Origin of the sequence: Natronocalculus amylovorans, assembly GCF_023638035.1 — an archaeon.
Taxonomy (GTDB): domain Archaea; phylum Halobacteriota; class Halobacteria; order Halobacteriales; family Haloferacaceae; genus Natronocalculus; species Natronocalculus amylovorans.
Window position 1 is genome coordinate 203,914 of the sequence record NZ_JAKRVX010000004.1, and the last position, 13,328, is coordinate 217,241.

The 13,328-nt window shown below is 52.7% G+C and carries 11 protein-coding genes; 8 read left to right on the forward strand and 3 right to left on the reverse strand.

Annotated elements, in window-relative coordinates:
- Positions 1-3 precede the first annotated feature (3 nt).
- The 7 genes from nuoL (at position 4) to AArcSt2_RS11630 (ending at position 11,223) form a co-directional block, all read left to right on the forward strand.
- Positions 4-2,046: an NADH-quinone oxidoreductase subunit L gene (gene nuoL, locus AArcSt2_RS11600; RefSeq protein ID WP_174653359.1), complete on the forward strand. Its 2,043-nt coding sequence runs from the start codon at positions 4-6 to the stop codon at positions 2,044-2,046.
- Positions 2,043-3,566 (forward strand): complex I subunit 4 family protein, encoded by a 1,524-nt coding sequence (locus AArcSt2_RS11605; RefSeq protein WP_174653360.1) that lies wholly within the window; start codon positions 2,043-2,045, stop codon positions 3,564-3,566. The genes nuoL and AArcSt2_RS11605 overlap by 4 nt, the downstream gene beginning before the upstream one ends.
- Entirely contained in the window at positions 3,566-5,110 is a 1,545-nt protein-coding gene (locus tag AArcSt2_RS11610; RefSeq protein WP_250584803.1) for an NADH-quinone oxidoreductase subunit N, read from the forward strand. Before AArcSt2_RS11605 ends, AArcSt2_RS11610 begins: the two co-directional genes overlap by 1 nt.
- Before the next feature lie 92 nt (positions 5,111-5,202).
- A complete protein-coding gene (locus tag AArcSt2_RS11615; protein ID WP_250584804.1) occupies positions 5,203-6,666 on the forward strand; it encodes a DHH family phosphoesterase in 1,464 nt (487 codons plus the stop codon).
- Positions 6,667-6,722: 56 nt separating this feature from the next.
- The gene (locus AArcSt2_RS11620) at positions 6,723-7,505 is read left to right on the forward strand and encodes a CBS domain-containing protein (protein WP_174653363.1); all 783 of its coding nucleotides are present in this window, start codon (positions 6,723-6,725) and stop codon (positions 7,503-7,505) included.
- 83 nt (positions 7,506-7,588) lie between these two features.
- Positions 7,589-9,604 (forward strand): hydantoinase/oxoprolinase family protein, encoded by a 2,016-nt coding sequence (locus AArcSt2_RS11625; RefSeq protein ID WP_250584806.1) that lies wholly within the window; start codon positions 7,589-7,591, stop codon positions 9,602-9,604.
- Positions 9,601-11,223, forward strand: coding sequence for a hydantoinase B/oxoprolinase family protein (locus AArcSt2_RS11630; protein WP_250584808.1), 1,623 nt, complete (start codon positions 9,601-9,603; stop codon positions 11,221-11,223). The genes AArcSt2_RS11625 and AArcSt2_RS11630 overlap by 4 nt, the downstream gene beginning before the upstream one ends.
- A gap of 11 nt (positions 11,224-11,234) precedes the next feature.
- Here AArcSt2_RS11630 and AArcSt2_RS11635 read toward each other — a convergent pair whose 3' ends face one another.
- Positions 11,235-11,462: a DUF7543 family protein gene (locus AArcSt2_RS11635; protein ID WP_250584810.1), complete on the reverse strand. Its 228-nt coding sequence runs from the start codon at positions 11,460-11,462 to the stop codon at positions 11,235-11,237.
- 35 nt (positions 11,463-11,497) lie between these two features.
- Positions 11,498-11,665: a hypothetical protein gene (locus AArcSt2_RS11640; RefSeq protein ID WP_250584812.1), complete on the reverse strand. Its 168-nt coding sequence runs from the start codon at positions 11,663-11,665 to the stop codon at positions 11,498-11,500.
- Between the two features lie 118 nt (positions 11,666-11,783).
- On the opposite strand from AArcSt2_RS11640, the gene AArcSt2_RS11645 reads away from it, so the two are divergent.
- Positions 11,784-12,899, forward strand: a complete 1,116-nt coding sequence (locus AArcSt2_RS11645) for a M24 family metallopeptidase (RefSeq protein WP_250584814.1) — start codon at positions 11,784-11,786, stop codon at positions 12,897-12,899.
- A 24-nt stretch (positions 12,900-12,923) separates the two neighbouring features.
- Here AArcSt2_RS11645 and AArcSt2_RS11650 read toward each other — a convergent pair whose 3' ends face one another.
- Complete coding sequence (locus AArcSt2_RS11650; RefSeq protein WP_174653369.1) at positions 12,924-13,328, reverse strand: GNAT family N-acetyltransferase; 405 nt, start codon at positions 13,326-13,328, stop codon at positions 12,924-12,926.

A 13,328-nucleotide genomic window follows, 5' to 3' on the forward strand; every position in this document is an offset into this window, starting at 1 on the left:
TAAATGGTAGCTGCATTTGATTTTGTTCCGGCGATCGTTCTTTTGCCGTTTGTTTCGTTCCTGATCGCCCTCTTTGCAGGCAAATATATGCCAAAGGGAGGTGCGTTAGCGGGAATCGCGGCTACAGCTGGCTCGCTCCTCCTTTCGATTTGGGTTGCGATTTCGCTGCTCGGTGTCTCAGGTGAGCGAATTCATCAGGAGACCATCTACACGTGGGCAACCGGTATTGGCGACCAACCGTGGGAGCTGACCTTCGGTGTACTCATTGATCCGCTGTCAGCGCTCATGTTGATCATCGTCACGTTGATCGCAACGCTCGTGCACGTATTCAGCCTTGGATATATGAACGACGAGGGCGAAACTGGTCTTCCACGCTACTACGCTGGACTTGGCCTGTTTACCGCTTCCATGCTTGGGTTCGTCGTCGCAGACAACCTGCTTATGGCGTTCATGTTCTTCGAGCTTGTTGGACTCTGTTCGTTCCTTCTGATCGGCTTCTGGTTCCGCCGTGATGGCCCACCATCCGCAGCAAAGAAAGCGTTCCTTGTCACCCGATTTGGTGACTACTTCTTCCTGATTGGTGTGGTCGCAGTGTTCGCAACGTTCGGTACTGCACAGTTCGCTGGCCCGGAGTCGTTCCCTGTACTCGCTGAACAGGCGGTTGCAGGCGATACCAGTGTTGTAAACACCACATTCGGTCTTGAGCCGACACAGTGGTTCACGATCGTTGGACTGCTTGTCCTCGGTGGTGTTGTCGGTAAGTCCGCGCAGTTCCCACTGCACACATGGCTTCCTGACGCAATGCAGGGTCCAACCCCTGTCTCGGCACTGATCCACGCAGCAACAATGGTTGCAGCAGGTGTCTATCTGGTTGCTCGGATGTACGGCTTCTACGCTGTCTCCCCAACCGCGCTTGCAATCATCGCGTTCATTGGTGGATTCACTGCGCTCTTTGCGGCAACAATGGGTGTTGTCAAACGGGAGATCAAACAGGTGCTTGCATACTCGACGATCTCACAGTACGGGTACATGATGCTCGCACTTGGTGCAGGCAGCTACGTCGCAGCAACCTTCCACCTGATGACACACGCGTTCTTCAAGGCACTCTTGTTCCTTGGTGCGGGTGCGGTCATCATTGCGATGCACCACAACGAGAATATGTGGGACATGGGTGGATTGAAAGACAAGATGCCAGTCACCTACGCAACGTTCCTTGCAGGATCGCTTGCGCTTGCTGGGATCTTCCCATTCTCAGGCTTCTGGTCGAAAGACGAGATTCTGTATGAAGCGTTCATTTATGGTCTCAACGACCCACTACTTCTCGGTGGGTGGGTAATGGGTCTGCTTGCGGTTCCAATCACCGCATTCTACACCTTCCGAATGGTGTTCTTGACGTTCCACGGTGAGCCACGATCGGAGACTGCTCGCAACCCACACGGCTTTGGGTGGAACGTGAAAGGACCGCTCTCGGTGCTTGGTGTTCTTGCAGTCGTTGCAGGATTTATCAACATGGTTCCAGTGCAGAAACTGACTGGAATTGAGCTTGACTTCCTTACCCAGTACCTCGACAGTGGTGGAGAAGGCCTGACGTACTCCGGATACAATGCACTGCTTGCAGAGTACGGTGGCTACGAAGCAGGTGTTGTTGGTACTGAAGTAACGACACTCCTCATTGCTGCTGGCCTCTCGCTTGGGCTTGCAGTGACCGGACTGCTCGTTGCGTTCAAACTCTACAACGTTCCTGAACCGGTCGAGCACACTGCAAAACTCGGACAGGTCAAAGACGTACTGTACAACAACTACTACCAAGACGAATTCCAGGTCTGGATCGCACACCGAACACAGTCTGTCGCAGCAGTCGCGGACAAGTTCGATCAAGGTGTTATCGATGGCGTTGTAAACGGAGTCTCCTCTGTGAGCCTCTTCGGCGGTCGTCGGATGAGAAAGCTCCAGACAGGGCTTGTTACTAACTACGCTGCATTGCTCACCCTTGGGCTTACGGCGTTGCTTCTCGCGTTTGGTCTCCTCGGAGGGTGGTTCGTATGATTATTGAAGCACTTATTGCATTCACCTTTGCAGCCGCACTGCTCGTCTTTGCAGTGCCGAATAAGTATGCTGGAAAGGTGGCATTCGGTCTCAGTTTGGTTCCCGTCATTGGGAGCCTCTACATGTGGTCGCTGTTCGAATCCGGCGGCAACGCCCTGACGGGCGGTGATATCGCCTTTGAAACGATTATTCCGTGGGTTGAAATTGCAGGAATTCAGGTCCAGTGGTTTGTCGGCGTTGACGGTATTAGTCTGCCGCTCGTCGTTTTGACCACATTCTTGACCTCGCTTGCGATCGTCAGCGCGTGGACGCCAATTAAAGAACGACAGAGCCAGTTCTACGGGCTCATGCTCTTCATGGAGGCAAACCTGCTTGGTGTCTTCATGGCACTTGACTTCTTCCTGTGGTTCATCTTCTGGGAAGCAGTCCTTGTGCCGATGTACTTCCTTATCGGTGTTTGGGGTGGTCCACGCCGAAAGTACGCAGCGATCAAATTCTTCGTCTACACGAATGTTGCGTCGCTTGTGATGTTCATCGGATTTATGGCGCTCGTCTTCGGCCTCAACGTCGAAACGTTCGGCCTTCCGGAGATCACACAGGCACTTGCAAACGATCAGCTTGGAACGTGGTTCGGCATTGCGCCTGACACACTCAAACTGATCGCCTTCTTGGCACTGTTCGTTGGATTCGCAGTGAAAGTCCCAGTCGTCCCAGTCCACACGTGGCTGCCGGACGCTCACGTTGAGGCACCAACGCCGGTTTCGGTTATGCTGGCTGGTGTCCTTCTGAAAATGGGTACCTACGCACTGCTTCGATTCAACTTCACAATGCTGCCGGAGCAGGCAAGTTTGCTTGCAGTTCCGATCGCCATCATCGCTGTTGTTTCGGTTATTTACGGCGCAATGTTGGCGCTTGCACAGACGGACCTCAAACGGATCGTTGCATACTCCTCTGTCTCATCGATGGGATACGTGATTCTTGGACTGATCGCCTTCACCGAGTTCGGTGTTGGCGGTGCAACGTTCCAAATGGTTGCTCACGGACTCATCTCCGGACTGATGTTCATGTCGGTCGGTGTGATCTACAACGCGACCCACACACGGATCGTCTCGGACATGTCCGGGCTGGCTGATAGAATGCCGGTCGCGGTTGGAATTCTCATTGCAGGTGCGTTCGCGTACATGGGACTTCCACTGATGGCTGGGTTTGCCGGTGAGTTCTTCATCTTCGCAGGCTCGTTCGGATCGACGTTCCTTCCATACGCGCCGATATTCACCGCGCTTGCAATGTTCGGTATCGTCATCGTTGCTGGCTATCTGCTGCTTGCGATGCAGAAGACCCTCTTCGGTGAATACCGACTTGAGACGGATTATGAAGTCACGGCTGCACCACTGCACGATGTCGCACCAATGGCAGTTCTTCTGCTCGCGATCATCGCGCTTGGGGTCGCACCGTGGGTGTTCTTAGATATGATCTTCGACGCCGTTGCTCCTATCCTTGCTAACGGGGGTGGGCTCTAATGGATCCAACTGTTGTAACGACCGCAGCACTGCAGTCACAGCTCCCTGAGTGGACTGCACTCGGACCAGTCATCGTCCTTGGGCTGACTGGCCTGCTGCTCTTGACAATCGATGCAATCTGGCCAAAACGAAACGCAAACACAACGTATGCGATCGTCTCCGCTGCCGGTGCGATCATCGCACTTGGTATCACGGTCTGGTATCTGGTTGCAGGAACCGGCCAAGAAACCCACGGCGGTGCAATTACGCTGTTCAGTGAGGCGATCGTCGTCGATGGAATGGCGTTGTTCTTCACTGCAATCTTCACAAGCGTTGCAGCCTTGGTTATTGTGGCAAGCCACGACTATCTGAAAGGCCATGAGAACTCCGCAGAGTTCTACTCGCTTCTCATGTTTGCAACGACCGGGATGGCACTCATGGCTGTCTCGAACTCGCTTGTGACCGTCTTTGTGAGCCTTGAGATGGCATCGCTGCCATCATACGCACTTGTTGGATTCCTCAAGAAAGACCGTGGAAGCGTCGAGGCAAGTCTCAAGTACTTCCTCATCGGTGCGCTCTCCTCGGCTGTGTTCCTCTTCGGTATCAGCCTCATCTACGCTGTGACTGGAAGCCTGCTCTTAACCGAGATTTCAGCACAGTTCGCAGATGGTGGTGTGGCAGGATTCGCCGGCGTCGCAGGAATCGGTGTCCTGATGATCGCGGGTGGGTTCGCATACAAAACCGCATCCGTTCCGTTCCACTTCTGGGCACCGGAGGCATACGAAGGCGCACCAGCGCCAGTAAGCGCATTCCTTTCGAGTGCGTCGAAAGCAGCCGGATTCGTCGTCGCATTCCGTGTGTTCGCAGAAGCGTTCATGCCACTGCTCGAAGTAACCCCGGCGATCGACTGGGCGCTTGCATTCGCAGTACTTGCCGTGCTGACAATGGTTGTCGGTAACTTCGCTGCAGCAACCCAAGAGAACGTCAAGCGAATGCTTGCGTACTCCTCTATCGGTCATGCTGGGTATGCACTGATTGGACTGGCTGCACTGACTGCAGGTGGCCCACACAACGGAGATGTTATGGGTGCCGCAATGGCTCACCTGCTCATCTACGGATTCATGAATACTGGTGCATTCCTGTTCATCGCAATGGTTGAGTACTGGGGCGTTGGGAGAACCTTCGAAGATTACGCTGGTCTCTCACAGAAAGCTCCGCTTGCCTGTGTTGCGATGGCTGTCTTCATGTTCAGCCTTGCAGGACTGCCAGTGTTTGGCGGATTCTTCTCGAAGTATGCACTCTTTGCAAGTGCAGTCAGCGCAGGCTTCTGGTGGCTCGCCGCGGTTGGTGCAGTCACAAGCGCGCTCTCGCTGTACTACTACAGCCGTGTTGTGAAGGCGATCTGGATCGAAGAACCAAACGGAAACCTCGATGTAATCGAGTCGAAACCAACTGGTCTGTACGCTGCAATCATCTTCGCAGCTGTTGCGACGGTGCTCTTGCTCCCTGGCTTCCCAATCGCACTTGAAACCGCAGAGGCAGCCGCAAGCGCACTCTTCGCATAACGCGACCGATTGGATTTTTGTTTCTTGTTTTATTCAGTTAATTCGACCAGTGAACACGGTAGCGTTTTCCGAGTCGATAGCGACAGTACAGTATGGTCCGCCGGTTGGTGCTTGGACACGGCCCAGTAGGGGGAGATGTAATTGAGCAGCTAGCGGCTTCTCACGGAGATCTCTTTGTTATTACAGATGACGCTGGTTGGGTTACAACACTCCGCGATACCAATATTACTGCGGTCGAAGCTGACCCAACCGACACAGCAACATATCCTTCAGATATCGACTTGGTTGTCGTCACTGACGACACACCGGACACAGTCATTGCTGCGGCAGAGTCCGCTCGTGCTGCATTCCCGGACGCATTTATTACTGGTGTTCACACACCCGGAATGACGAATCAGCAACGACAACAGCTTAATTCGATTGTTGATCAGTCGATCGATTTTACAGAAATACTCTCCAAGCTTGTCCTAGATGCTGCATCAGGGGTTGGTGGGCAAATAACGGTCTCTCTCTCGGCTATGCTTCGATCGATCGACGGCCCGTTAGGAGTATTCGCACATGATAACCCAGATCCGGATGCGATCGCGAGCGCTCTGGCCTTCGCTGAGCTTGCCTCGAAGATGGGGGTCGACGGTCAAGCCTACTATTTCGGAGAGATCTCACACCAAGAGAATAGAGCGTTGGTAAATCTGCTTGAGATTCCAATTACGCAGTGTGACCCAAATACGTTTGACCCGAATGCATACGGCTCCATTGCGCTTGTCGATCACTCACAGCCCGGAATAAACAACAGTTTGCCGGAAGAGACACCAGTTGATTTTGTTATCGACCACCATCCACCTCGCGTTCCAATCGATCGAGACGGTCGGTTCGTTGATATTCGACCGGATGTCGGATCAACGAGTACACTCTTAGCGGAGTACTATCAGCGGCTCGGGTTCAAGCCTACAGAGCAGATTGCAACTGCACTTGTCTACGGGATCCGAACGGATACGAAGGATTTCACACGAGAGGTTTCTCAGGCGGACTTTGAGGCTGCAGCGTTCCTCTATCCATCCACCGATGAATCAGCCCTTGGACGAGTGGAAACTCCAAGTGTAGGCCCGGAAGTCCTTCGGACAACAGCAAAGGCAATCAGAAACAGGGAGGTTCGAGGCACTGCACTCACAACCTGCGTCGGCGAAATAAAAGATCGAGATACGCTGTCTCAGGCATCAGATCTCCTGTTAACAATGGCGGGTATTGAAACGACTGTCGTCTACGGATTTATGAACGGCGTTGTATATGTCTCAGGGCGGGCTCGTGGATCCAAAATTGACTTGGGTGAGACCTTCCGTGAAGCGTTTGACCAGATTGGAAGCGCTGGTGGTCATACAGATATGGCTGGTGGACAGCTTCCACTTGGGATTTTAGAGGACGTTTCAGAACCATCAAAACAAGAGCTTGAGACGGTTGTGAGAGATATTGTTGCTGGAAGATTCTTTGAAACACTCGATAGTGCACCACAAACACCGGTGTACGATGCCGATGAGTTGGCAGCGTTCCCAGAAGACTAAGAACGAACTCTATTTACCAAGCAGTTTTTTTCACCCCACCGCACGTAGCGAAAGCAATGACACAGAAGCCAACCGTCGGCGAATATATGACGCGAGATGTCGCAACTGTCTCGCCGACAGACACCGTTGCTGCAGTCTCAAAACGGATTGTTGAAAGCGAAGAGCATAACGGATTTCCGGTCTGTAAAGGCCGGAAAGTAGAGGGATTTGTGACGGCTCGCGATCTGCTGTTGGCTGATGACGCAGCACCGATTTTTACTGTAATGACTGAGGATCTCATCGTCGCGCATCCAGAAATGAAAGTTACTGATGCCGCACGAGTGATTCTCCGATCGGGAATTCAAAAGCTCCCTGTCGTTGATGATGCAGGTAATCTTGTTGGGATTATTTCGAATACGGATGTTGTTCGGAGCCAGATAGAACGGGCAACCCCAGGAAAAGTTGGAAAACTAATGCGGACACTCGAACAGATACACGACATTGAACTGACCGAAGAGCGCCGCCAAGTCAAGATTGCATCACTTATTCCAACGCAGGGGCGAGTGTATGCAGATGAACTCGAAGGTCGTCAGTACGAACTGCATCGAGGGCTTGCTGAGCCCCTTGTTGTGATTGACAACAACGGACAGCTGTATCTTGCAGACGGTCACCACCGTGTGCTTGCTGCAGACCAACTCGATATTGAAGAGATGGATGCATACGTGATCCTCATCGAGTCTCCAATTGAGTTGGGGATGGCAAAAACTGCTAAGAAGGAAGGGTTGGTTTCAATCTCAGATATCTCGATCGTTGATTATGCACGACATCCGCTTATTGAGACAACAGAACGACTGCAGTGAACCACGATTCGTAATTGGACCGATCTCGTTACTTGTGATTCGCCGAACCGAATGACTTTGTGCCTTCCTGTGCCACCTGCAGTATGAATACTCGCCGTGTACGTGTCGGCGTTGATGTTGGCGGTACATTTACTGATGCAGTGTTACATACCGAAACTGCTGTTTTCACCGCAAAAGTTCCAACAACCGCAGAACAAAGCAGCGGTGTACTGAACGCGATCGACGCAGTGTGTGCAAAAGCAGATATTGAACCTGATGAAATCGACTCGTTTGTTCATGCAATGACTGTCTCGGTCAACGCGTTGCTTGAAAATGACGGTGCAAAAACAGCATTGCTTACAACGGCAGGATTTGAAGACGTCCTCGCGATCGGTAGACAAAGCCGACCCTCACTGTATGATCTTTCTGTCCAAAAGCCACCAGTGTTAATCCCTCGAAGCCGCCGTATTGGCGTCACAGAGCGAGCAACCATCGATGGCATCGAAACGGCTGTTGATCCAGATGAGATTGAATCGATCGTAGACACACTCACGGAGACCGGCGTTGAGAGCGTCGCCATCTCATTTCTTCATGCATATGCACACCCGGAGAACGAACAGCGTACAGCTGCTCTGCTTCGGGAGAAACTGGATATACCGGTTTCTGCCTCACATGAGATTCTTTCGGCTTTCAGAGAGTATGAACGGACCGCAACAACGGCTGTCGATGCATATGTTGCACCAGCGATCGATCGATATCTCGGAAGCCTGAGCAAAACGGCGACAGAGCGGGGGATTCAGCGTCCCCGCATTATGCAAGCAAACGGTGGCATCGCCGCAGTCGAGACGGTGCGAGAGACACCAGTCACAACGGTTCTTTCTGGACCTGCTGCTGGTGTTGTGGGTGCAAACACAAATACACCTCCTGGGACAGATGTCGTGACGTTCGATATGGGCGGTACATCAACTGATGTAAGTCTGATCCGTGACGGTACAACCGAAATGACAACAGCAGCGACAATCAATAATCAGCCGATTTCGATTCCGATGGTTGATATCCACACCGTTGGTGCTGGTGGGGGGTCGATCGGTTGGATTGATGATGGTAGTGCGCTCCGGGTCGGTCCACGCTCTGCAGGCGCAGAGCCGGGTCCTGCATGCTATGGCCACGGTGGGGTGGAGCCAACAGTGACAGACGCGAATGTCGTATTAGGCTATCTTGGAACCCAATCAACAGTTGGTGAATCACTCTCACTGGATCGAAGCGCCGCTGAAACCGCCGTTGATCAACTGGTAGACGCCGCTCAATTAGACACTCGGTTGGAAGCCGCTTTCGGCATCCATCGAATCGCAAATGCAAACATGACACGTGCGATCCGATCGATAACCGTTGAAGAAGGCCATGACCCTCGATCGTTTGAACTGGTGGCATTTGGCGGTGCGGGGCCGGTACATGCAGCGGCACTCGCTTCGTCACTGGGCATACAAACGGTTCGGATCCCATATGCGAGCGGAGTTCTCTCTGCATACGGGCTGCTTGCGGCGGATGAAAAGCACACCGCTGTAAAGACCGTCCGGGAACCACTGGATTCGGTATCTCCGTCAACGATCGCTGCCGTGCTTGAGTCACTTACGACCAACGTTGTTTCACGATTGGACTCGCAATTTGATCCCAGCGATGATCGCGTTACCGTCACGCACACTGGGGCACTCAGATATCGCGGTCAAAGCTTTGAGCTGCCAGTTGAGCTACCAGACCCCTTCGATCGTCCCGTAATTGCAGACAGATTCCACACTGCGCACGAACGGGCGCATGGATATCAGCTCTCTGACCCGATCGAAATCGTAACGGTCCGATCGACACTGATTGGGCGGCGTGACCCGATCTCGATACCATACTCCCCGGACGGTACGCCGTTCACTGGCACACGATCGGCATATTTCGATGGTGAGTTCCGTGAGACCTCGGTCTACAGACGAAACTCGGTGTCACCAGAAACCGACATTACTGGTCCTGCTGTTATTGAGTCGGCAGAAACAACGATCGTCGTTCCACCACAATGGGGTGCGAGTACAACAACAGATGGCACCATTGTTCTCTCAATGGAGGGTTCACAATGACACGTGAGATCGATCCAATTACGCTCGAAATCATCCGAAATCAGCTTGAAGGAATTGCAGAGGAGATGGGTTCTGTCCTCATTCGAAGCGCATACTCACCAAATATCAAAGAGCGACAAGACTGCTCTACCGCATTGTTTGATCATACGACAGCGAAACCACGAATGATTGCACAAGCAGAGCATATCCCAGTCCATCTAGGGGCGATGCCGGCAGCAGTGGCTGCAGTCGTTGCCAAAGATCCCCACCCAGGAGATGTCTGGGTATTGAATGACCCATTTACAGGTGGGACACACCTTCCTGATGTAACAATGGTCTCGCCCATTGCACCTGATGGTGAGATAATTGGCTACGGTGTTTCGAGAGCCCATCACGGCGACATCGGCGGGATGACGCCGGGAAGTATGCCTGCTGGTGCACGCGAAATATATCAGGAAGGACTGCGATTGCCACCAGTTCCGATCGTTACTGGTGGTGAAATAAACCAACATGTGTTGTCAATTCTACTGGCGAATGTTCGTAATACGACTGAACGACGAGCAGATATTCAGGCACAAATTGCAGCCAATACGCGCGCAGCAGACCGGCTCAAAGAGCTCCAGGCCGAATACGGGAGCGAACTGCTTCCGGATGCATTTGATGCGGTTATAGACTACTCGGAAACACGGATGCGATCGGAGATCGCTTCGCTTCCGGATGGGACGTACCATGCAACTGACTATCTGGAGGGAGATGGGATTACAACGGACAATATAACCATCGCTGCGGCAGTAACCGTGCAAGGGGAGACACTTGCAGTGGACTTCTCGGGAACAGACGCACAAGTTGCAGGGAATACGAACGCTCCACGAGCGGTGACAGAGAGTGCGGTCTATTTTGTTGTTCGAGCAGTAACAAACCCGGATATTCCACCGAATGAAGGCTGTTATGCACCGATCGATATTTCGGTTCCTACAGGATCTCTTCTCGATCCAACGGCGCCTGCAGCTGTTGTTGGTGGCAACGTTGAAACAAGCCAACGAGTCACTGATGTTGTCCTCTCAGCATTCGCTGAAGCACTCCCTGAATCAATTCCCGCACAGAGTCAAGGAACGATGAATAACCTCATAATCGGGAGCCGTGAGAGCAGTGGATTCACTTATTATGAGACTATTGGCGGTGGCTTTGGTGGACGTCCAACGGCAGATGGTCTTGACGGTGTCCAGGTTGGAATGACAAATACCAAAAACACGCCGATCGAGGCAGTAGAGGTTGAATATCCAATGCGTGTGGAGCGATATTGTCTTCGTCCAAACAGCGGCGGTGCAGGTATGTACCGAGGTGGCATGGGAATTGAGCGATCGATTACGATCTCTGTCCCTGCAACGGTTTCAGTGCTTTCGGAACGCAGGATAATTGGCCCCCGTGGCGTTGCCGGTGGGCGCGATGGCGCTGTTGGCGAGAACCTTCTTGACAACGAACAGGTTCCAGGGAAGTTTACTCGTGATGTCCCAGCAGAAACGACGGTTACGATCCGAACACCTGGTGGAGGCGGATATGGCGATCCCAAAGCACGTGATCTTGATGCAGCAGCAGCTGACTGGCTTGATAAACTGGTGACAACAGACAAAGACACGTAGTGTCCCTGGGTTCACTCTTGTTTGTACTTTGTCTGCCACGACTGACAGATACGGTCTGCGGCCTCCTCATCGGATGCAATTGTTTGTTCATACGATCGACCACCCGGTGCCTGTTCCAGTTTGTCTAGGCGTAGTACAAACTTCCCATCTGTACGCTTTCGTTTTCTAATTGTGACATACCCATCCGATCGCGCCCATTCGTCGATCGTCTCTGTCGCCATTGTGTGGTCCCAACTCATATCGGTCTTTTTGTGCTGGCGATAAAAATAGTATTCTACGGCCGTGGGGTAAATCCATCACCGAATGTGAATCCACTGAACCTTTCTGCGGTATTACATGCTGGGCAGATGGGGAATCCAAGAACGGTGTACTCAACGCTTGTCGACCGCTTGACTGTCCCACATGATTTACAACGGAAGTATGATTCTTGTTCAACTGACATACTTGATAGTCACAGTATACTAACTTATTCAATTACCCCCTGTTAGCTGTTAATGGGCGATTAAAACGGAATTCAGGGGGACGGCAGCTATTTGCAGACGCCACGAGTGCACTATGATATGCACGATCAGTTCGGTACGCGACAACAGGCAGTCCAAACCCGTTTGCAGCAGGTGGGTGCGGATGCATTAATTCTGTTCCCCAGCCGCAATCTCCAATACCTCACGGGATTTTATGAAACACCGAGCGAGCGGCATTTTCTCTATATCCTTCCAGCTGTGGGTGAGTCACATGCAGTCGTTCCTGCACTCGCTGTAGAGCAGTTTACTACAACTGTTGCTAACATAGAGATAGACATTCACTCGTGGGATGATGCCACTGGGCCGGATGCTGCGCTTAGCCAAGCAGTTACTGCACTCTCACTTGCGGACGGTCACCTCCTTGTTGACGATTCTCTGTGGGCCCGATTCACCCACCATCTTCGAGAGATCGCACACGAGGCGACATTCGGGCTTGCCAGCGAGGTCTTATCTGATATTCGGATGCGAAAGGACGCTGCAGAGCGTGACGCACTTCGTCGGGCTGGTGCGGCAGCTGATCAAGCTCTGGAAACTATTCGATCGCTTGGTTCGGATGCGATCGGTCTCACTGAAACGGAACTCGCACACACAATCGAAACGGAGCTCACAGCCGCGGGTGGAAGTGGTGTTTCATTTGAGACGATTGTTGGCTCCGGGCCGAACGGAGCCATGCCACACCGCAGCCACAGCGATCGAGTGATTCAACCCGGTGATCCAGTTGTGTTGGACTTTGGCACCCGCGTTGATGGCTATCCATCTGACCAGACACGGACGGTCGTGTTTGCTGGTGAGCCGACAGCTGAGTTCAAAACGGTACATAAACTGGTCAAGCAGGCCCAGCAGGCTGCCGTTGCTGCCGTCTCACCGGGTATGACCGCAGGCGAAGTGGATGCTGCCGCACGCGATCGGATTGAAGCCGGCGGGTATGGCGAACAGTTTATCCACCGGACTGGGCATGGTGTCGGTCTTGAGGTACATGAAGCACCAGATATTGTCAGCGGAAGCGACACCGTTCTTGAACCGGGGATGGTGTTCAGCATCGAACCGGGAGTCTATCTCAAGGGGCAGTTTGGGGTTCGGATCGAAGATCTCGTTGTTGTTACTGAAGATGGCTGTGAGCGGCTCAATACGACCGACCGTGGCTGGGACTGTTGAGCAGGCGATCGTTCTGCGAGAATATCACGTAATCCGTTTGTACATCCCTTTTGACTCGGGCCGTACCGGTTCAAACCCGAACCGCTCGTAGAACCCATCGACATCCGCAATAAGTGTGATATACGCGGATCCGACTGCATTCATATCCAGATACGCCATGAGCCGTTCCATAATACGCGTCCCAACACCGTTTCCTTGATGATCCGGCTCGACTGCCATATCCGAAATCAGATAGACTGCACCGTCGTCTCCAACGATTCTTCCCATCCCGATCGCCCGACCGTCATGATACACGGTCACAGCAAAGATCGTATTCGGGAGCCCCTTTTCAACAGCAGCCAGCGATCGGGGGGCCATATTAGCCTTCTCACGGAGTCGGATAAAATCGGCTGGAGCGGGTGGTTCTGTCGTAAATGTATACTCGTCCAT

What these genes read in the sequence shown, in the direction of transcription:
- nuoL (WP_174653359.1), top strand. Translation starts at nt 4, where the DNA reads ATGGTAGCTGCATTTGATTTTGTTCCGGCGATCGTTCTTTTGCCGTTT.
- AArcSt2_RS11605 (WP_174653360.1), top strand. Translation starts at nt 2,043, where the DNA reads ATGATTATTGAAGCACTTATTGCATTCACCTTTGCAGCCGCACTGCTC.
- AArcSt2_RS11610 (WP_250584803.1), top strand. Translation starts at nt 3,566, where the DNA reads ATGGATCCAACTGTTGTAACGACCGCAGCACTGCAGTCACAGCTCCCT.
- AArcSt2_RS11615 (WP_250584804.1), top strand. Translation starts at nt 5,203, where the DNA reads ATGGTCCGCCGGTTGGTGCTTGGACACGGCCCAGTAGGGGGAGATGTA.
- AArcSt2_RS11620 (WP_174653363.1), top strand. Translation starts at nt 6,723, where the DNA reads ATGACACAGAAGCCAACCGTCGGCGAATATATGACGCGAGATGTCGCA.
- AArcSt2_RS11625 (WP_250584806.1), top strand. Translation starts at nt 7,589, where the DNA reads ATGAATACTCGCCGTGTACGTGTCGGCGTTGATGTTGGCGGTACATTT.
- AArcSt2_RS11630 (WP_250584808.1), top strand. Translation starts at nt 9,601, where the DNA reads ATGACACGTGAGATCGATCCAATTACGCTCGAAATCATCCGAAATCAG.
- AArcSt2_RS11635 (WP_250584810.1), bottom strand. Translation starts at nt 11,462, where the DNA reads ATGAGTTGGGACCACACAATGGCGACAGAGACGATCGACGAATGGGCG.
- AArcSt2_RS11640 (WP_250584812.1), bottom strand. Translation starts at nt 11,665, where the DNA reads ATGTCAGTTGAACAAGAATCATACTTCCGTTGTAAATCATGTGGGACA.
- AArcSt2_RS11645 (WP_250584814.1), top strand. Translation starts at nt 11,784, where the DNA reads ATGCACGATCAGTTCGGTACGCGACAACAGGCAGTCCAAACCCGTTTG.
- AArcSt2_RS11650 (WP_174653369.1), bottom strand. Translation starts at nt 13,328, where the DNA reads ATGGACGAGTATACATTTACGACAGAACCACCCGCTCCAGCCGATTTT.